Below are 18,546 nucleotides of genomic sequence, written 5' to 3'. Positions count from 1 at the left end.
GACCCGCGCGTTCCAGGCCGTCTGGTAGCGGGCGCAGCGCATAAATCCGTCGGGGAAACGTCTTGGTCGAAGCGATCGACACCCATACCCATTTCGTCCCACGGCACATTCCGGCGGAATCGGCCCGCAATCCGCTGTGGCCCTCCGTCGAGCTCCGGGACGCATCGGCCGCCGTCATGGTGGGCGGCAAGGTGTTTCGAGTGATCGATTCTCGAAGTTGGGACGCGCGCCGCCGGCTCGACGACATGGCGATCGACGACATCCAGGTGCAGGTCGTCTCGCCCATGCCGGAATTGCTGTCGCATTGGTTTCCACCCGCCGACGCGGACGCGTTGTGCCGCCGTGTCAACGAGGGGATTGCTGCGCTACGCGCAGACCATCCGCGGCATTTCGTCGGCATTGGGATGGTCCCCATGCAGGATGTCGCACTCGCCGCACGACGCATGGAGGAGATCAGATCGCTTGGTCTGCGCGGCATCGAGATCGGCACGCATATCAATGGCATACCGCTCGGCGATGCACGCCTGAACGACGTCTATGCAGCGGCTGAGCATGCCGGGCTGATGGTGATGATCCATCCGCTGCATCCTCTTGGGCTTGACCGAATGGGCGGTCGCCCCGAGCTTGCGGCCGTGGCGGCGTTTCCGTTGGAGACGGCCTTCGCCGCGGTTTCGTTGATGACCAACGGCGTGCTCGAGCGCTTTCCCACCTTGCGCATCCTGCTGAGCCATGGCGGCGGCGCGCTGTCCTGGCTGTTACCGAGGCTGGGCCACGCTTATGGGATGGGACCACCGCTACAAAGCCTCTTCGCGGGGGCTCCGACGGAGATGGCCCGATCCTTCTACTACGACACGGTTCTCTACGACGGGCCGGCGTTGCAATACCTCGCTGACAAGGTCGGGACGGATCAGCTCGTTGTGGGATCGGACTATCCGTTCACGATCAAGCAGGACAGGCCTGCGCAATTCGCCGAGCGGGTCTTGTCAGTGTCACGGGCAGTGTTGTCTGCCAATGCAAGGCGGCTATTCGCGCTCCGGTAGGGGAGGAGACATTGGGACGCTGCTATTCCTATCGGCACTTCTGTTCGCTCGGCCCATTGCCGCCTCGGACGCCGGCGCGGCCGGATCCGCAGGTACCCAAGGATCACAAGCTCGGCCCGTGCGCGCACGGCAAGATTGGCGCGTTCTACTTCTACGCGGAAGGCTCGAAAGATGATCCCGCCTTTGGCTTCTGCGAGATTGAGCTGTCGGTCCAGCGCGTGGCCGAGAATATAATGCGGCTCGAACTTTACTGCATCGCCGACGGCTATCAGAGCGCGCGCGGCGTGGGGACGAGGCATCCGCTGAAAATTGCCGTGCTCGCCGGCGAAAAGGTGGTGGGGACCGCGAACTGGCACTTTCCGGATGTGATCTGCGGCCACGCCGATCCTATGCACTTTGCCGCGGACATCGGGCTCGACGATGGATTCTTTTCAAAGATCGATAGCATCGAACTAAGCCGGACGAGCGGCGAATCGGAACCGTGCAGCTAGCGGGGGTCTGGGGTCCGGGGCGATCATACGAGATATGCGACGCCAGAGACCGGATGTCCGGCCGATAGACGTACGTTCTCACATATCGTAAAGTAGAGTACGATCGGAACAAATCAGGGACTGCGGACCGTAGCTGCGCCGCAGCGTGGGAATGTCAAGCGCTTCACGCCTAGGGAGAGTCCATGCGAGTTCGGGTTGCGATCGTTGTATGCCTGGTCGCCGTGTCGATCGCGGCGTCCGGTTGGCGGCAGGCCTCGGCGGAATCATATCCGTCGCGACGCATCAACCTCATCGTGCCGTTCCCGGCAGGCAGTGCAACCGATGCTGTGACGCGGCGTCTCGCCGAAAGCATTCGCATCGAGACCGGTGCGACCGTGCTGATCGAAAACAAGCCGGGTGCTGACGGCAATCTGGCAGCGCTTGCGGTTCTGAAGGCTGAGGCTGACGGCTACACCGTGTTCGTCACCACGAACTCGACGCAAGCGGCCAATATCAGCCTGTTCAATGCGATGCCCTATGATCCCGCGGTGGACTTTACGCCTGTCGCGGGGATCATGACCATTCCGATGATGCTGGCCGTCAAGCCCGAGTTTCCGGCAAAGACCGTTGCAGAGTTCATCGCTTTGGCGAAGGTGCGCGAGAAGCCCCTCTCATTTGGAAGCGGCAACACGTCGAGCCGGGGTGCTGCGGAGTTGTTCCGGGCCAGGGCCGGGATCAACATGCAGCATGTTCCGTATCGCGGGATGCCACAGGCTCGGACTGATGTGCTGGCGGGTGAGATCGATTGCGTCTTCGCCGATCCGGCCAGTGCGCAGGGCTTGATCCAGGATGGTCGGTTGCGTGTCCTTGCAGTGACGAGCAGCGATCGGTTGGCGGGGATGCCCGATGTCCCGACGCTCGCGCAGGCCGGGCTATCCGGTGCTGAGCTGACCGCCTGGGTCGGTGTGTTCGTGCGGACAGGCACCGCGTCCGACATCGTGGCGAAGCTCAGCCAGGTCGTGCTGGCCTTCGTCAACAACAAGGATACCGCGGACTATCTCGAGTCCGTGGGCGCAAAACCGTTTCCGGCCGGAGCCGACCAGCTGAAGGCATTCGAGGAAGCCGACACGCGGCGCTGGGCCGAGATCGTTGCGATCGCGAAGATCGAGAAGAAGTAGGTCAATCGCGGACCACCGCTGTTCCTCGATCGAGCACCACGAGGTCGCGTTCGAGGACCCGTGAGCGAAAGCGGATTTGGCCGCCGACGGAGAGGAATTCCGTCCGGATTGTCTCTCCCGGAAAGACCGGACGGCTGAATCGGGCCGACAGTGAAAGGAAACGTTCGGGCCGGCCATCCGCGAGGGTGGCGAGGACCGCGCGCGTTGCAATTCCGAGCGTGCACAGGCCGTGGAGGATCGGGCGGTCGAAGCCGGCCTTTGCGGCGGCGTCGGGATCGGCGTGTATCGGATTGTAGTCGCCGCTCAGCCGATAGATCAGTGCACTTTGGGGCAGCGTCGCGATGTCCTTGGTCTGCGAGGGAGCTGTTCCGGGAGGGCAGTGGGCTCGGCAGGGACATTGCCAAAGCTGCCGTAGCCACCGTCGCCGCGCAGGAACAGCACACTGCGAACCGTCGCCAACTTCAGTCCGCTGACAGCGTCGTCGAGTGTCTTGACGAGGTGAAGGATCGCCCCCTTTTCGGCTCCTTTGTCAGCGACAGCGGCGGTTTCATAACTGGCTCTGACCGTGCCTTCGGCTGGTATCGGGCTGTGAATTTCAAAGCTCTGCTCTCCGTGCAGGAGCTTCAGCCAGTCGATGCCGAGCTCCGGCCGCTTTGCCCAGAAGCCGGGATGGGCGAGCACACAGCAGATCGAAGGCACCGCCCGGAGATTTGCCTCGTAGACGAAGTCAAGCTGCGCCGGGTCAAGTGGATCGGAACCAAAGCCGAGGCCGAGCGCGTACAGCATGGTGTCGCGACGGGTGTAGCTTTGAGTGACTGACTCAAAACGGAAATTTCGCACGGCTTCGAGGTTCAAGATGTCCTCCAATGCTTGCATGATCCCGATTCATCGAGATGCGGAATGGCAGTTGCTATCACATAGTACACAAGTGTACTAGTTGGGTTTGTTGAGGCAATGGGAGCCGGAAAGGGAGAGGCGCCGTGAAGTGGGATGCTGGCCATTCGAGTCGGGCGGCCCGTGTCGCGGTACTGTACAGGCGGCTGTTTGGCGGACACGGAGGTCGCGACGCTGTCAGGGCCGCGGCGGTGATCCTGGTTGGTCTGCACGCAAGTCAGGGCTCGGCTGGAGAGAAGCGATATGGCCCAGGTGTCACCGACACTGAGATCAAGATCGGCAACACGTCGCCCTATAGCGGCCCGGCATCCGCCTTCAGCATGGTCGCCAAGACCGAGGAGGCCTACTTCCGCAAGGTCAACGCGGAGGGTGGCATCAACGGACGGCGCATTGTCTTCCTGTCGTACGACGACGCGTACTCGCCGCCGAAGACGGTCGAACAGACGAGACGGCTGGTCGAGAGCGACGAGGTTCTGCTGGTCTTCAACGCGCTCGGCACAGCGGCCAACTCGGCCGTGCAAAAATATCTGAACGCCAGGAAGGTGCCGCAATTGTTCGTGTCGAGCGGAGCGGCCAAGTGGAATGATCCTCAAAACTTCCCCTGGACGATGGGATTTACCCCAAGCTACGAGACCGAGGGCTACATCGCAAGATATGTGCTTCGGGAGCGGCCCGCGGCGAAGATCGCGATCTTCTTCCAGAATGACGATTTCGGGAAAGACTATCTCAAGGGGATCAGGCGGGGGCTCGGCGACAAAGCTGCGTCAATGATTGTCGCGGAGGAAGGTTTCGATGTGTCGGAGCCGACGATCGATTCCCACCTCGTCAAGTTGAAGGCGACCGGCGCTGACGTGCTGTTCGACATCGCAACGCCGAAATTTGCAGCACAGGCGATCAAGAAGGTGTCAGAGCTCGGCTGGAAGCCGCTGCACGTTCTCAGCTATGTGTCGGCGTCGATCGGCAGCGTGATCAAGCCTGTGGGATTCGACAATGCGCAAGGCTTGATCTCCGCGGCCTATTTCAAGGATCCGAACGATCCCGCGTGGAAGGACGATTCCGGGCTCAAGGAGCTCAACCAGTTTCTTGACGGCTATTTTCCCGGCGCTGATCGCAGCGATACGCTGATCGTGAATGGCTAAAACACGGCGCAGGCGCTCGTCCATCTGCTGAAGCAATGTGGCGACGATATCACGCGCGAGAACGTGATGCGGCAGGCGGCCCACCTGAAAGAGGTCGAGCTGGGCATGCTGCTTCCCGGCATCCGCTTGAATACGTCACCGAGCGATTTCGCCCCGGTGAAGCAATGGCAATTGATGCGCTTCGAGGGATCGAACTGGCATCTGTTCGGCGACGTCATGAGCGGCGAGACGAAGAATTAGACAGGGAGACGACAAATGGGACGACTATGTGCCGGGCGGGTCGCGATCGTGACGGGCGGCGGCAGGGGGCTCGGGCGAGAATACGCGTTGATGCTGGCGGAGCAGGGCGCCAAGGTCGTGGTCAACGATCTCGGCAGCACGGCAGCGGGTGAGGGCGCCGATATGTCGCCTGCTCAGGAGGTTGTCGACGAGATCAGGCGGGCCGGCGGCGAAGCCATTGTGAACGGCAGCGATGTCAGCGATTGGGCCGGCGCCAAGGCTCTGATCGACGCCGCCATCGACGCTTTCGGCCGGCTCGACGTCCTCATCAACAACGCCGGTATCTTGCGGGATCGCATGATGGTCAACATGACCGAGGCGGAATGGGACGCCGTGATCAAGGTGCATCTCAAAGGCACCTTCGCCCCGTCTCATCATGCCGCGCAGTACTGGCGTCAGGAAACCAAGATGCGTGGAGCGCCGGTCAGCGCCCGCCTGATCAACACCTCGTCGGCCTCCGGATTGTTCGGCAATGTCGGCCAGAGCAACTATGGGGCTGCCAAGGCCGGTATCGCCGCCTTTACCATCATCAGCGCGATGGAGCTCCGCCAATACGGCATCACGGTGAATGCGATCGCGCCACGCGCGCAGACCCGCATGACCGAAGGATTGCGTGAGCGCACCGAGGAGGAGATCAAGCGCCGGAATCCGCGTTGGGTCGCGCCGATCGTGGTCTGGCTCGCGAGCGAAGAGTCCAGGGACGTGACCGGTCGCGTATTCGAGGCAGGCGATGGGATTCTCAAGGTCGCAGAGGGCTGGCACGCGGGCCCGGGAATTGACCCGGTCGAGGATCCCAACGAACTCGGCCCTCAGGTGGCGAAACTGATGCAGGAAGCGCGGCCCAACGCCGATATCTGGGGGCGCGACATCGTCTCGTGAGCTTCCCAAGAACTCCTCCCGGAGCACCTCGGGCGGGTGGCTGGCCTCAGGCCGCCGCCCGCCGTTTTTTCCGGGTTTTGGACCGCGGCGCGTCTTCCTCCTCGTCCTCTCCGCTCTGGGTCTCCGTGCCATCAGACATGGCCAGAAGGTTGTGCTTCATCGCAAGGAGGGCTTCCGAAGCGGCTTCCAGTTGCTTGCGGTCGATGCCGTTGACGATTCTTGCATTGAACTTGTCGGTTTCCTTCCGGAGCTTTTCGAGGAATCCGCGGGCCTGCTTGGTGACATAGACGCGCTTGATCCGCCGGTCGACCGGATCGGCCTGCCGTATCACGAACCCCGATGTCTCCAGCCGATCGATCAGGGCCCCGACGGCGACCTTGCCGACGTCGAGCTCGTTGGCGAGTTGCACCTGGGGAAGGCCATCCTTGCGCGAAATGAACGCTAGGACCCACCATTGCGAGCGGGTGATCCCGAGCGGCGCAAGCGCCCGATCGAACATCATCCTCCTGAGCCGCGACACGTCATGGATGAGATATCCAAGCCGAAGATCCCAATCGGGCTGATCAACCATCGATGTTTCCCTTGAGGCGAGTCGGAGGTAGAGGTTCAACTAATACCATACACCAGCGTATTTTAAAGGAAAGGTCGTGGGATCGGCCGAAAATTCCCCAATTAGCGGATTTACAAAAGAAGTACGCTAGTGTATTAGTTCATAAAGAGGCGCCCGCTCGTTGGATCGCGAAAGCGCCCGCTTCATAGGAATTCGATCGCAGGAAGGAAGTCGCCCATGTTCGACGCCGCCGTGCTCAAGGGAAAGCGCATCCTGGTAACGGGCGGAGGGACGGGACTCGGCAAGGAGATGTCGGTGGGGTTCGCCGCCCACGGTGCTCACGTCTACATCTGCGGGCGGAGGAAAGAGGTCCTCGACCAGGCCGTGCGGGAAATCGGCGAGCGGTCCGGGGGAACGGTCTCCGCGCTGCTTGCCAACGTGCGTGATCCCGACAGCATCGAAGCGATGATGTCGAGCATCTGGGCTGAGGGGCCGCTCACCGGGCTCGTCAACAACGCCGCGGCCAACTTCCTCGCCCCCACCGAAAGCCTGTCGCCGCGCGGCTACGAGGCCGTCCGCTCCACGGTGATGGATGGTTCGTTCTATGCCTCACTTGCCTGCGGCAAGCGGTGGATCGCCGCGGGCCTCCCAGGCAGCATCATCAGCAACCTGGTCACCTGGGTGTGGACCGGATCGGCGTATGTGGTGCCGTCGGCGATGGCAAAGGCCGCCGTGCACGCCATGACCATGTCGCTCGCGGTCGAGTGGGGACCCAAGGGTATCCGCGTCAATGCCATCGCGCCCGGCCCGTTCCCGACTGAGGGGGCGTGGGACAAGCTTAATCCGCTCGCCGAGACAGGTGTCGGAGCGACCCGGGCCGAGGAGGTGCCACTACGCCGTTTCGGCAAGATGGACGAGCTGCGCAATCTCCTGATCTTCCTGATGTCGGATGGCTCAAGTTACATCACGGGTGACACGATCAGTATCGATGGCGGGCATCATCTGGCCGCGCCGAGCACTTTCGCGGGGCTTTCAAAACTGTCGGCGGCCGACTGGCAGCGCGCGCGCGAAGCCATTCAAGCATCGGTCCAGAAAGAGAAGCAGGCGCGCTCCATCTGAGTTTCGGGGAAGCGGGTGCTTCGAGCGCGTTGTGAAGGGGAGAGCCGATGGGCCTGGCCATACCGACAAAGAGTTTCGAGTGCACCATCGACGCTGGTCTTGCCCACATTGTTCTGGACCAGCCTGACCGTGGCAATCCGATCGACGGCGACTTTTGTCGCGAGTTCGGCCTGGCGATTGCCGAACTGAGCGAGCGTGCCGACGTGAGGGCCGTGCTGCTATCCGCACGCGGGCGGTTGTTCAGTGTGGGCGGCGACCTCATGGCGTTGGTGAAGCAGGGCGACGCGCTGCCTGGAACGATCAAGGCCTGGACCGCCGATCTTCACGTAGCGCTCTCAAGGATGGTGCGCATGCGGGCGCCCGTCGTCGCGGCCGTTCACGGGAACGTCGCGGGCGGCAGCGTGTCGCTGATGGCGGCGGCGGACCTCGTGGTGATGGCGGAATCGGCGAAGATTTCGGCTGCCTTCTCCAGGATTGGCTTCAGCCCGGACAGTGGGTCGACCACGACCGTCACGCGGCGCGTCGGTATCGCGCGCGCAAGGCGTTTTTTCCTGCTCGGTGAGACGCTCGATGCTGCGACGGCGCTGTCGCTCGGATTGGTTGATTTCGTCGTTCCGGATGCTGCGGTGCAGTCCGAGGCCGCGCGGCTTGCAAAGGAGCTCGCGGTAGGCCCGACCGAGGCGTTTGGCGCGATCAAGCGTCTGTTTTCGCAAACGGCTGATCGATCGTTCGAGAGCCAGCTCGAGGAGGAGGCGCAGACGCTCGCCGCGATGTCGCGAACGGCCGACGCGCAGGAGGGCGTCAGGGCCTTCGTCGAGAAGCGCAAGCCGGTGTTTTCCGGAAAATGATCGCGCCGGAAGCGACAATATTGACCATTGGCAGAAAATCGTACGCTGCCATAACGTATATCAGTCAACGAAATAATCCGGCGCCAAAAGTCGGAAAGGACACGACAGAGGGAGAAATGACCGTGGCCGCCGCCATACGAGACACGTCTCATGCCAACTTTCGGCAAGCCGGCTATTGGCTGGACAAAACCGTCGACCAGCTTCTGACGGAAGCCGTTGCAAGAGCCCCCGACAAGGTCGCGATCGCTGCCGACCGCGCCGATCGCGACCAGGCCCCACGCTTCACCTACAGGGAGTTGGATGATCTCGCCAATCGGGCCGCGAGTTCGCTGCTGCGGCTCGGTGTCGGGCGCGGTGATGTCGTCACCGTGCAATTGCCCAATTGGTGGGAGTTTGTCGTCACAGCGTTCGCATGCAGCAAGATCGGCGCGGTCATGAATCCGGTGATGCCGATCCTGCGGGAGCGCGAGCTGCTCTACATCCTGAATTTCTGCCAGGCCAAGGTCTTCATCGTGCCGAAGACATATCGTGGCTTTGACTACGCCGCGATGGCGCAGGGCATGCGCGCCGAGCTGCCGCACCTGAAGCACGTGATCGTTGCCGACGGCAAGGGCGACACGGGTTTTGAGAGGATGCTGCTATCGTCCGAGGCGGACGAGCTCCAGCCCGGCTTGCGTCCGGATGACATGGCTGTGCTGATGTTCACGTCAGGCACGACCGGCGAGCCAAAAGGCGTCATGCACACGTCGAATTCGCTGATTGCATGCTGCAAGGCGTTGTCAGGTCGGTTCGGGCTCGATTCAAGCGACGTGCTGCTGGTGGCCTCTCCGGTGGGCCACATGACCGGCTATGCTGCGATCGTCCTGCTGTCCATCTATCTCGGCGGCACGATGATCCTTCAGGACATCTGGGAAGCCAAACGTGGTGTCAGCCTGATGGCTCGTGAAGGTGTCACCTATACCGCGGCCTCGACGCCGTTCCTGAGCGACATCTGCGATGCCGTGAAGGGTGGCTCGCCGCAGCCGAAGTGTCTGCGGTCCTTCCTGTGTGGCGGGGCGCCGATTCCGTCGGTTCTCATCGAGCGTGCGGCCGGTGAGCTCGGTCTCAAGGTCTGCTCGCTTTGGGGCATGACCGAAGTCCTGTCGGGTACGTTGACGGAGCCGTCGCGCGCAGCCGAGAAGTCGGCGAGCACGGACGGCCGATCGCTGGAGGGGATGGAAGTCAGGATCGTCGACACCGAGGGCAATCCGGTGCCTGCGGGCGAGCCGGGCCGATTGTTGGTCCGAGGCGCCCAGATGTTCAAGGGTTACTACAAGCGGCCGGAGCTGCCGACCTTCGACAGCGATGGCTGGTTCGACTCCGGCGATCTCGCTTACATGGACAAGGATGGGTACATCCGGATTTCCGGCCGAGTGAAGGACATCCTGATCCGCGGCGGCGAGAATGTCCCCGTCGTCGAGATCGAGAACCTGCTCTACAAGCATCCCGCAGTGTCCGCAGTCGCGGTCGTTGGATTTCCGGATGCCCGACTCGGCGAGCGCGGCTGCGCGTTCATCGTACCTCGCAGCGGCTGCACAATCGACCTGACGGCGGTGCAGGCCTATCTAGGCGAGGCGAGGATGGCGAAGCAGTTTTGGCCGGAACGTATTGAACTTGTGGCCGAGCTTCCGCGCACAGCCAGCGGCAAGATCCAGAAATTCAAGCTGCGCGAGCTTGCCGCGGCAATTGCCGAAGCAAAGTAGATCATTGGTCGGAGTAGGTCGGACTTCGTCGCTCGCGAAACGCGGCGACGGCTTCCGCGTGATCATTGGTTTCCAGGAGGATGACCTGTTGCCGGTCTTCCATCATCAGCGCCGCGTCGAGGCTCGGCGCGTCGATTAGTGTGTTGAGCGCCTGCTTCGTCATGCGCAGACCCATCGGAGACACGCGCAACATGTCTTCGGCGAGTTCGATGCCCTTTGTGAGAAGATCTTCTGCAGGCACGATGTCGCTGACCAGTCCAATTGCCTTCGCCCGTTCAGCCTTGAGGAAGTGACCCGTGAGGAGAAACTCGGAGGCCACGGAGAGGCCGACGAGACGTGGCAGCAGATAGCCCGAGCCCATATCACAGCCGCCGACACCGATGCGGATATAAGCCGCGTTCATACGAGCATCAGGCGCCGCGAAGCGAACGTCGCAGGCGAGCAGAAAGGAGAACCCGGCTCCACATGCCGCGCCATGAACGAGGCCGATGATCGGCTGCGGACATGACCGCATCAGGCGGATCACGCCGGAGTAGTTCTGCTGCATCTTGAGCTGGCGTTGAGGGCGACCCTTGCCGGGCGCGGCAAACGCATCCGATCCGAGTTCGGCGCCGGCGGAGAATTGAGACCCGTTGCCGCGCAACAGTACGACGCGTGTCGTCGGCCGGTCGTGCAGGCCGGAAAAATAGGCGGTCAGTTCCACGATCATGTCGGGGGAGACGGCGTTGAGCTGGGCCGGACGGTTCAACGTCAGGATATCGATCGCGCCGCGGCTCTCGACGGTGATGGTGCTCGGCTGCGTCATGGGCTCGCTCTCCATCGTCGATTGTCTTTGATGTCATATAGTAATAAAGTGTACGATCATGGAGCGCAATGCCATCGTCGCTTGCCGAAGAGAGAACGGCCGACGATACGACCTTCAAGGGAGACAGGAGATGCCATACCAGTCCGTTTTCAGGCCGGACCTGTTCGAGGGGCAGACCATCATCGTGACCGGTGGCGGGAGCGGGATTGGGCGCTGCACCGCCCATGAGCTTGCTGCGCTTGGTGCGAACGTCGCAATTCTCGGCCGGACGATGGAAAAGCTCGTCGAGGTACAGCGTGAGATCGAGGAAGATGGCGGAAAGGCGATGAGCCATGCCTGCGACATCCGCGATGAGGCCATAGTGGTGGGCGCGATTGATGCCGTGCTCGCGCGCTACGGCCGTATCGACGGCCTGGTCAACAATGCCGGGGGGCAATTTCGAGCGCCATTGAAGACGATCTCGACCAAGGGCTTCGAGGCTGTCGTGCGCAACAATTTGACCGGAGGCTTCATTTTCATGCGCGAGGTCTATAATCGCTGGATGGAGGCCAATGGCGGTTCGATCGTGAACATCATCGCCGACATCTGGCATGGTTGGCCGGAGTTCGGCCACTCCGCGGCGGCCCGCGGCGGCATGCTCACCTTGACCGAGACGGCTGCATGCGAATGGTCGTCCTCGGGCGTCCGCGTCAATGCGGTCGCCCCCGGCGGCATCGTCTCCAGCGGCTTTGACACCTACACGCCGGAGATGCAGAAGAAGCTCCACGACTTCACCGCAGGCGTGCCGCTTCAGCGCTTCGGCACGGAAGCCGAGATATCGGCTGCAATCACCTACCTGCTGTCGCCGGCGGCCGCCTATATCACCGGATCCTGCGTCCGCGTCGATGGCGGGACGCCGAATGCCCGCACGACGTGGAAGCTCGAGCCGCACAACCGCAGTCTGCCATTCGAGGGCTTCCACCGGGCGAAATTGCCCGAGGTGATGAAGCGGAAGGCCAGCGCCTAGGGAACGACAGCCTAGTCAACGGCGATGATAAGCTTGCCGTGGTTTTCACCGCGGTAAAGTCGTGCGATTGCGCCGGGGGCATGCTCCAGCCCCGGGAGGACCTCCTGGTCGTGGACGATCTGGCCGGCAAGCGCGAGGTCGGCGAGGCGCTTGGCGGCTGCGTCGAATTCGGCGAGATGATCGAAGATGATGAAGCCCGACCATCGCAGGCGGCGCGTGAGAACCTCGCGCTCGGGGCGCGGGCCGCTCGGGACGGGGGTCCAGGACGCGTTCGCGGCCGTGCCGCACTGGATGATGCGTCCGCGTAACCGCATGGTCCGAATGGCGGCATCGGCGATCGCGCCTCCGGTGTTGTCGAAGAAGATGTCATTTCCTTCCGGGCACGCCGCGCGAAGGGCCGCGCCGAGGTCGGCGGCCTCGCGGTAGTTGATCATGTCCTCATAGCCGTACCGGGCTTTGGCCTGTGCGATCTTGTCGGCGGAACTGGTGAGCCCAACGGCACGGCATCCCGCAATCCTCGCGAGCTGGCCGACAAAGCTGCCGACGCTGCCGGCAGCCGTCGACACCAGAACGTGCTCGCCGGGCTTGGGATCACCGAGGCCGTGAAAGGCAAGATAGGCGGTCAGGCCGTTCATGCCGAGCACGCTCAGGTTGGCGCTGAGCGGGAGGGCGGATGGAATGACGCGCCGCAGAACGGCGTCGGGTGCGGCGACGCAATAGCGCTGCCAGCCAAACCATCCGTAAACGAACTCGCCGGCTCGAAACGCCGGCACATTGCTTTCGACGATCTTGCCGACAGCAAGGGCGCGCATCGGCGCGTCCAGCGGCACCGGCGCACTATAGTTCCCCTCGTCATTGGCCCATCCGCGCTGCGCCGGATCGACCGAGAGATAGCGGTTTTCAATCAGAATCTCGCCGTTGCCGGGCCCGGCCACGGGCTCCGTCACGAGTGAAAAATGCTCGGCTTGCGGGATCCCACGGGGCCGGGTCGTCAGCCGTACCTGTCGATTTTCGCGCGGGGACATGAGCGATCCTCATAATTAGTACGCTTGTGTACGATATGAGTATACGGTAGAAGTTGATCGGGAGACAAGGACATCGCGGCGGCTGCGGCCGCCTCACCCTGCAAAATACAGTAAGAGGCAAGCAACATGGCGGGGCTCTATTTCGAGCAGTTCTCGGTTGGACAGACCTTCGTCCACGAGATCCGGCGCACAGTGACGGACATGGACAACATCCTGTTTTCGTCGCTGACCTATAATCCGGCGGCGGTCCATATCGACCACGAATATGCCAAGGGCACCGAGTTCGGGAAGCCCCTGATGAATTCGATCTTCACGCTCGGTCTGATCATCGGCTTGTCGGTTCAGGATACGACGTTGGGGACCACCGTCGGCAATCTCGGCATGGAGGACACCAAATTCCCGCGGCCGGTGTTTGCTGGTGATACGCTACGAGCCGAAACCAAAGTAGTTGCCATCAGGGAAAGCAAGTCGCGTCCGACGCAGGGCATCGTGACGTTCGAACACCGCGGCTTCAATCAGCGGGACGAGGAGGTGGTCTATTGCCGCAGGAGCGGGTTGATGATGCGGAGGCCCGCATGAAGCTCCGCTCGTTGCTCTTTGTGCCGGCCGACAGCGAACGTAAGTTCGCCAAGGCAGACGGAATCGGCGCCGATGCGCTGATCCTTGATCTCGAGGATTCCGTGGCCCCTGGGCGCAAGGCTTTTGCGCGAGGTGCTGTGAAGGATCTGTTGGGCGGCGAGCCGCGCAACTGGTCGTTCCTGGTCCGCATCAACCCGTTCGGTACGGGGCTCACGCTGGAAGATCTGGCGGCGGTGGTTCGTCCGGGCCTCGACGGCATCCTCATCCCGAAGGTCAACGGCATCGAGGACGTCGATCTCGTATCGCACTATGTCGACGTGCTGGAGGTCGCAACTGGCGTTCCGCCTGGGCACATCAAGCTGCTGGTTGTTGCGACCGAAACACCGGCCGCCATGATCGGGTTCAACGGCTACGCTCGCAAGAACGAGCGGCTGGTTGCGATGACATGGGGGGCGGAAGACCTGAGCGCGGCCTTGGGCGCGCTCACGAACAAGGAGGCGGATGGCAACTGGACCTTCCCCTACCAGGTGGCTCGCGCGCAATGCCTGTTCGCCGCAGGTGCGGCCGGTGTCGCTGCGCTGGATACGCTCTATGCGGATTTCAAGGATCAGGACGGGCTCGCCGAGAGCTGCCGCCTCGCACGCCGCGACGGCTTCGTCGGTCGGGTCGCGATCCACCCGGATCAAGTCGCGACCATCAATACCTGTTTCACGCCCTCGGATGCCGATCTTGCGCATGCACGCCGCGTCGTCGCGGCGTTCGCCGCGGCGCCGGATGTCGGCACTGTCGGGATCGACGGGAAGATGTACGACATTCCACATCTGGTCGCAGCGCGGCGAACCCTAGCATCGGTCGGGGAGGGACATTCGAATGGATAACAGGTCATTCTCCAATCAGCTCGACGTGCCCGAAGATCACGCCGCGATCCGTGAAGGCGTGCGTGCTGTCGTCACACGGTTTGATGATGAGTACTGGCTGGCGCGTGACGACGACGGCGAGTTCCCGCGCGAATTCCATCGTGCCATGGCGGACGCCGGTTGGCTCGGTATTACCATGCCCGAAGAGTATGGCGGCGCCGGGCTCGGCGTCACCGAGGCCGCAATCATGATGCATGAGGTCGCGAGCCACGGTGGCGGGATGACGTCGGCGTCGGCCGTGCATATCAACCTCTTCGGGCCGCACCCGATCGTTGTGAAGGGGACCGACGACCAGAAGCGCCGCTGGGTGCCACGTCTGGTTTCGGGTGAAGACCAATGCTGCTTCGGCTTCACCGAGCCGGATGCCGGGCTGAACACCACCCGCATCAAGACCTTTGCCGAGAAGGTCCCCGGTGGTTACCTCGTGCACGGACAAAAGGTCTGGACGTCGACCGCGCAGGTTGCCAACAAGATCATGCTGCTGACGCGGACGACGAGATACGAGGACTGCAAGCGGCCGACTGACGGCATCACCATCTTCTATACCGATCTCGATCGCTCCAAAATCGAGGTACGTCGCATCCCGAAGATGGGGCGCAAGGCTGTCGATTCCAACGCCATCTTCATCGATGGACTCTTCATCCCCGAGGCGGATCGAATTGGCGAGGAAGGCAAGGGCTTCTCCTATATCCTGCACAGCCTCAATCCCGAGCGCATCCTGATCGCGGTCGAGGCGATCGGAATCGGGCAGGACGCGCTGCGCCGCGCAACCCGCTATGCCAGGGAGCGGGTCGTGTTCGACCGTCCGATCGGTCAGAACCAGGGCATCCAACACCCGCTCGCCGAGAAATGGATGTACCTCGAGTCAGCGTGGCTGATGGCGATGCGCGCCGCTTGGCTCTACGATGCCGGAAAGCCGTGTGGGGCCGAGGCCAACAGTGCCAAATTCCTCGGTGCGCGCGCTGGGCATGATGCCGCCTGGCAAGCTATCATGACGCATGGCGGCTTCGGGTACGCCAAGGAGTATCACGTCGAGCGGCTGTTCCGCGAAGTCTCGATCACTCGGCTCGCACCGATCACCGAGCAGCTCATGCTGAGCTTCATCGCCGAGAAGGTGCTCGATCTGCCGAAAAGCTACTGACGCGCTTGAGGCGCGCGTCAGAGGTTGCGCGAGATCAACTCCCGCATGATCTCCGACGTGCCGCCATAGATCCGCAGCACACGTGCGTCTGCGAACAGACGGCAAATCTCATATTCGCGCATGAAACCATAGCCGCCGAAGAATTGCAGGCACTGATCGACCAGCCGTCCATGCATCTCGGTGACCCAGAGCTTTGCGGTCGATGCGGCGTAGGTCGTCAACTCTCCGCGAATATGTTGGCTGAGGCACTGATCGACGTAAGCCCAGCCAACCTGAAGGTCGGACTTGAGGTCCGCGAGCTGGAAGCGCGTGTTTTGATAGGAGCCGATCGCCTGTCCGAACGCCTTGCGTTCGAGGACGTAGGCCTTGGTGATGTCGAACGCCTTCTGCGCCGACGCAATCGAGTGGAGCGCGATCGTCAAGCGTTCCTGCGGCAGCTCGCTCATCAGCGCAGCCATCGCGCCGCCTTCCGAGCCCAGGAGGTTGCTGACGGGAACGCGGACCTGATCGAAGAACAGCTCGGACGTATCGGAAGAGAGATGGCCGAGCTTGTCGAGGTTGCGACCGTGGCGAAAGCCGGGCCGATCGGTTTCGACGAGGATCAGGCTCATGCCGCGAGATCCCCCGTCCGGATTGGTGCGCGTCACCGCGATGACGAGGTCGCACATCTGGCCGTTCGAAATAAAGGTCTTCTGCCCGGAGATGACATACTCGTCTCCCTCGCGCACGGCGCGGGTGCGAATGCCTTGGAGATCGCTGCCGGTCCCCGGCTCGGTCATGGCGATGGCGCAGACGGCCTCACCCGAGACCATGCGCGGCAGCCATTTTTTCTTCTGCTCTTCGGTGCCGTAGCTCAGGAGGTAACCGCAGCAGACGTCGTTGTGGACCGAGAAGTCGGTCGCCGGACCGGCAAAGCCCGAATAGGCGAGTTCTTCGATGACAACGGCATTGTGGCGGAAATCGCCGCCGATGCCGCCGTATTGCTCGGGCACCTGGGGGCAGAGTAGGCCGGCTTCGCCTGCCGCCGGCCACAATGCGCGATCAATGATCCCAGCCTTCTCCCATTGCTGGAAGTGCGGCGCGATCTTCGACGCGGCGAAGCGCCGGACGCTTTCGCGCAGAAGGGCGTGCTCTTCGTCGAATACGGGGCGATTGGGTAGCATGTTTGTCAGCCACGAGTTGAGAGTTAGAAGGCGACTTGGTCGCCGCCCCTGAGCTGAAGGATTTCACGTGCCTCGTCGGGAGTTGCGATCTCGAGCCCGAGGCCTTCGATGATCTTGCGCACCTGCGTTACCTGAGCTGCATTCGTCTCGGCGAGACGGCCGGAGCCGATCCAGAGGCTATCCTCGAGCCCCACGCGGACGTTGCCGCCCATCGCGGCGGCCATGGCCGCAACCTGCATCTGCGCGCGCCCGGCGCCAAGCACCGACCAGCGATAGTTGTTGCCGAACAGCCGATCGGCGGTTCGCTTCATGTGCATGACGTCGTCCGGATGCGAGCCGATGCCGCCAAGCAGCCCGAAACACGTCTGGACGAAGAGGGGCGCCTTCACCAACCCCTCCGTCCAGAAGTAGTGCAGATTATAGAGATGGCTCGTATCGTAACATTCGAACTCGTAGCGTGCGCCGGAGCTGTTCAACGTCTCCAGCGCGTAGCGGATGTCCTTGAACGAGTTGCGGAAGACAAGGTCGTGCGAGCCCTCCAGCATTTGCGGCTCCCAGTCGTGCTTGAACGACTTGTACCGCTTCAGCATCGGAAACAGGCCGAAGTTCATCGAGCCCATGTTGAGGCTCGCGACTTCCGGCTTCCAGGTCGCAGCCGGACGCACGCGCTCCTCGACCGTCATGTAGGGGGAGCCACCGGTTGTCAGGTTCACGACGACGTTGGAGCTCTGCTTGATGACGCGCAGGAAGGGCTCGAAAGCCTCCGGCGACTGATCCGGTCGTCCATCGACCGGATTTCGTGCATGCAGGTGCACAATTGCCGCCCCCGCCGCCGCAGCGCCGAGTGCGGACTCCGCGATCTCGACCGACGTCACCGGCAGGTGCGGTGACATCGAGGGCGTGTGAATCGATCCCGTGACCGCGCAGGAGATAATGACCTTGTGGGGCGCCATGATCGGCCTTTAGCGCGCAAATTTGTGAAAGTCCGGGTCGCGCTTCTCGTTGAAAGCCGCGACGCCTTCCTTCGATTCCGCCGTGTCGTAGAACAGTTTTACGGCGTGGAGCGCGAAGTTGCTGATGCCGCGGATATTGTCGGAATCTGCGTTGAAGGATCGCTTCGCGAGCGCGAGCGCGGTCGGCGAGCGCTGCGCGAGCTTGTCGGTCCAATCCTTTACGGCAGCGTCGAGCTGCGCCATGGGGACGACCTTGTTGACGAGACCCATCTCGCGCGCCTGCTCGGCGGTATAGCGCTCGTTCAGATACCAGATCTCCCGCGCCTTCTTGTCGCCGACATGACGGGCGAGGAAGGCCGTGCCCCAGCCGGCGTCCACCGAGCCGACCTTGGGGCCGACCTGGCCGAATTGGGCGTGGTCGGCGGCGATGGTCAAATCGCAGAGCGTTGCGAGCACGTTGCCGCCGCCGATGGCAAAGCCGTTGACCCGGGCGATCACCGGTTTCGGCACATCGCGGATCAGGCCCTGGATCTCGTCGATCGGCAATCCAACCACGCCGCGGCCATCATATTGGCCTTCATGGGCCGATTGATCGCCGCCAGTGCAGAACGCCTTCTCGCCAGCGCCGGTGAGCACGATGCTGGCGACATTGCGGTCGTTGCCGGCGAGCTGGAAAGCCTGGATAAGCTCATCCAGCGTCCGCGCGCGGAAGGCATTGTAGACCTTCGGCCGATTGATGATGATCCACGCGGCGCGGTCGCGGATTTCGTAGATGACGTCGGTGAATTGCTTGGGATCGGTCATGGCGTGTCCTCGCGC

At 62.5% G+C, this 18,546-nt stretch carries 19 protein-coding genes and 1 pseudogene; 12 read left to right on the top strand and 8 right to left on the bottom strand.

Features of this window, described 5'->3' with window-relative positions; genetic code table 11:
* The first annotated feature begins 62 nt into the window (after positions 1-62).
* From MTX19_RS22490 to MTX19_RS22480, 3 genes are all read left to right on the top strand, one after another.
* Positions 63-1,040, top strand: coding sequence for an amidohydrolase family protein (locus MTX19_RS22490; RefSeq protein ID WP_280979350.1), 978 nt, complete (start codon positions 63-65; stop codon positions 1,038-1,040).
* 11 nt (positions 1,041-1,051) lie between these two features.
* Positions 1,052-1,531, top strand: coding sequence for a hypothetical protein (locus MTX19_RS22485; RefSeq protein WP_280985473.1), 480 nt, complete (start codon positions 1,052-1,054; stop codon positions 1,529-1,531).
* 182 nt (positions 1,532-1,713) lie between these two features.
* Positions 1,714-2,688: a tripartite tricarboxylate transporter substrate binding protein gene (locus MTX19_RS22480; protein ID WP_280979348.1), complete on the top strand. Its 975-nt coding sequence runs from the start codon at positions 1,714-1,716 to the stop codon at positions 2,686-2,688.
* Between the two features lies 1 nt (position 2,689).
* On the opposite strand, the gene MTX19_RS22475 is transcribed toward MTX19_RS22480, so the two are convergent.
* Positions 2,690-3,004 carry a MaoC family dehydratase gene (locus MTX19_RS22475; protein ID WP_280984856.1) on the bottom strand — a complete coding sequence of 105 codons (315 nt, stop codon included), beginning with the start codon at positions 3,002-3,004 and terminating at the stop codon, positions 2,690-2,692.
* On the bottom strand, positions 3,004-3,543 hold the full coding sequence (locus tag MTX19_RS22470) for a MaoC family dehydratase N-terminal domain-containing protein (protein WP_280979347.1): 540 nt from the start codon (positions 3,541-3,543) through the stop codon (positions 3,004-3,006). The genes MTX19_RS22475 and MTX19_RS22470 overlap by 1 nt, the downstream gene beginning before the upstream one ends.
* A 230-nt stretch (positions 3,544-3,773) precedes the next feature.
* Between MTX19_RS22470 and MTX19_RS22465 the strand changes: the two are divergent.
* A pseudogene (locus tag MTX19_RS22465) lies at positions 3,774-4,961 on the top strand (ABC transporter substrate-binding protein).
* Between the two features lie 15 nt (positions 4,962-4,976).
* Positions 4,977-5,879, top strand: a complete 903-nt coding sequence (locus MTX19_RS22460) for an SDR family oxidoreductase (RefSeq protein ID WP_280979346.1) — start codon at positions 4,977-4,979, stop codon at positions 5,877-5,879.
* 46 nt (positions 5,880-5,925) lie between these two features.
* On the opposite strand, the gene MTX19_RS22455 is transcribed toward MTX19_RS22460, so the two are convergent.
* Positions 5,926-6,450, bottom strand: a complete 525-nt coding sequence (locus MTX19_RS22455) for a MarR family transcriptional regulator (protein ID WP_128933742.1) — start codon at positions 6,448-6,450, stop codon at positions 5,926-5,928.
* A 216-nt stretch (positions 6,451-6,666) separates the two neighbouring features.
* On the opposite strand from MTX19_RS22455, the gene MTX19_RS22450 reads away from it, so the two are divergent.
* From MTX19_RS22450 to MTX19_RS22440, 3 genes are all read left to right on the top strand, one after another.
* Positions 6,667-7,548 (top strand): SDR family oxidoreductase, encoded by an 882-nt coding sequence (locus MTX19_RS22450; RefSeq protein WP_280979345.1) that lies wholly within the window; start codon positions 6,667-6,669, stop codon positions 7,546-7,548.
* Between the two features lie 47 nt (positions 7,549-7,595).
* Complete coding sequence (locus MTX19_RS22445) at positions 7,596-8,396, top strand: enoyl-CoA hydratase-related protein (RefSeq protein WP_280979344.1); 801 nt, start codon at positions 7,596-7,598, stop codon at positions 8,394-8,396.
* Between the two features lie 122 nt (positions 8,397-8,518).
* Positions 8,519-10,138, top strand: coding sequence for an AMP-binding protein (locus MTX19_RS22440; RefSeq protein WP_280979343.1), 1,620 nt, complete (start codon positions 8,519-8,521; stop codon positions 10,136-10,138).
* Position 10,139: 1 nt separating this feature from the next.
* Here MTX19_RS22440 and MTX19_RS22435 read toward each other — a convergent pair whose 3' ends face one another.
* Positions 10,140-10,943, bottom strand: coding sequence for an enoyl-CoA hydratase/isomerase family protein (locus MTX19_RS22435; protein ID WP_280979342.1), 804 nt, complete (start codon positions 10,941-10,943; stop codon positions 10,140-10,142).
* A gap of 130 nt (positions 10,944-11,073) precedes the next feature.
* Between MTX19_RS22435 and MTX19_RS22430 the strand changes: the two genes are divergently transcribed.
* Positions 11,074-11,949 (top strand): SDR family oxidoreductase, encoded by an 876-nt coding sequence (locus MTX19_RS22430; RefSeq protein WP_280985472.1) that lies wholly within the window; start codon positions 11,074-11,076, stop codon positions 11,947-11,949.
* A gap of 11 nt (positions 11,950-11,960) precedes the next feature.
* Here the strand turns inward: MTX19_RS22430 and MTX19_RS22425 are convergent, their stop codons facing one another.
* A complete protein-coding gene (locus MTX19_RS22425) occupies positions 11,961-12,974 on the bottom strand; it encodes an NADP-dependent oxidoreductase (RefSeq protein ID WP_280979339.1) in 1,014 nt (337 codons plus the stop codon).
* A 126-nt stretch (positions 12,975-13,100) separates the two neighbouring features.
* On the opposite strand from MTX19_RS22425, the gene MTX19_RS22420 reads away from it, so the two are divergent.
* From MTX19_RS22420 to MTX19_RS22410, 3 genes are read left to right on the top strand one after another with little or no spacing between them, the layout of a single operon-like run.
* Positions 13,101-13,553, top strand: coding sequence for a MaoC family dehydratase (locus MTX19_RS22420; protein ID WP_280979338.1), 453 nt, complete (start codon positions 13,101-13,103; stop codon positions 13,551-13,553).
* Entirely contained in the window at positions 13,550-14,431 is an 882-nt protein-coding gene (locus tag MTX19_RS22415; protein WP_280979337.1) for a CoA ester lyase, read from the top strand. The genes MTX19_RS22420 and MTX19_RS22415 overlap by 4 nt, the downstream gene beginning before the upstream one ends.
* Positions 14,424-15,611 (top strand): acyl-CoA dehydrogenase family protein, encoded by a 1,188-nt coding sequence (locus MTX19_RS22410; RefSeq protein ID WP_280979336.1) that lies wholly within the window; start codon positions 14,424-14,426, stop codon positions 15,609-15,611. Before MTX19_RS22415 ends, MTX19_RS22410 begins: the two co-directional genes overlap by 8 nt.
* 17 nt (positions 15,612-15,628) lie before the next feature.
* On the opposite strand, the gene MTX19_RS22405 is transcribed toward MTX19_RS22410, so the two are convergent.
* Genes MTX19_RS22405 through MTX19_RS22395 form a run of 3 tightly spaced genes read right to left on the bottom strand, consistent with a single transcriptional unit; the run spans position 15,629 to position 18,531 of the window.
* Positions 15,629-16,774: an acyl-CoA dehydrogenase family protein gene (locus tag MTX19_RS22405; RefSeq protein ID WP_280979335.1), complete on the bottom strand. Its 1,146-nt coding sequence runs from the start codon at positions 16,772-16,774 to the stop codon at positions 15,629-15,631.
* A 23-nt stretch (positions 16,775-16,797) separates the two neighbouring features.
* On the bottom strand, positions 16,798-17,727 hold the full coding sequence (locus MTX19_RS22400; RefSeq protein ID WP_280985471.1) for a 3-keto-5-aminohexanoate cleavage protein: 930 nt from the start codon (positions 17,725-17,727) through the stop codon (positions 16,798-16,800).
* A gap of 9 nt (positions 17,728-17,736) precedes the next feature.
* Positions 17,737-18,531: an enoyl-CoA hydratase-related protein gene (locus MTX19_RS22395; protein WP_128933754.1), complete on the bottom strand. Its 795-nt coding sequence runs from the start codon at positions 18,529-18,531 to the stop codon at positions 17,737-17,739.
* Positions 18,532-18,546: the final 15 nt, after the last annotated feature.

It is taken from the genome of Bradyrhizobium sp. ISRA464, from assembly GCF_029910095.1.
In the GTDB taxonomy this organism is placed as follows: domain Bacteria; phylum Pseudomonadota; class Alphaproteobacteria; order Rhizobiales; family Xanthobacteraceae; genus Bradyrhizobium.
The sequence above is the reverse complement of the archived record's forward strand: the minus strand, read 5'-3'. Positions and strand labels throughout refer to the sequence as shown.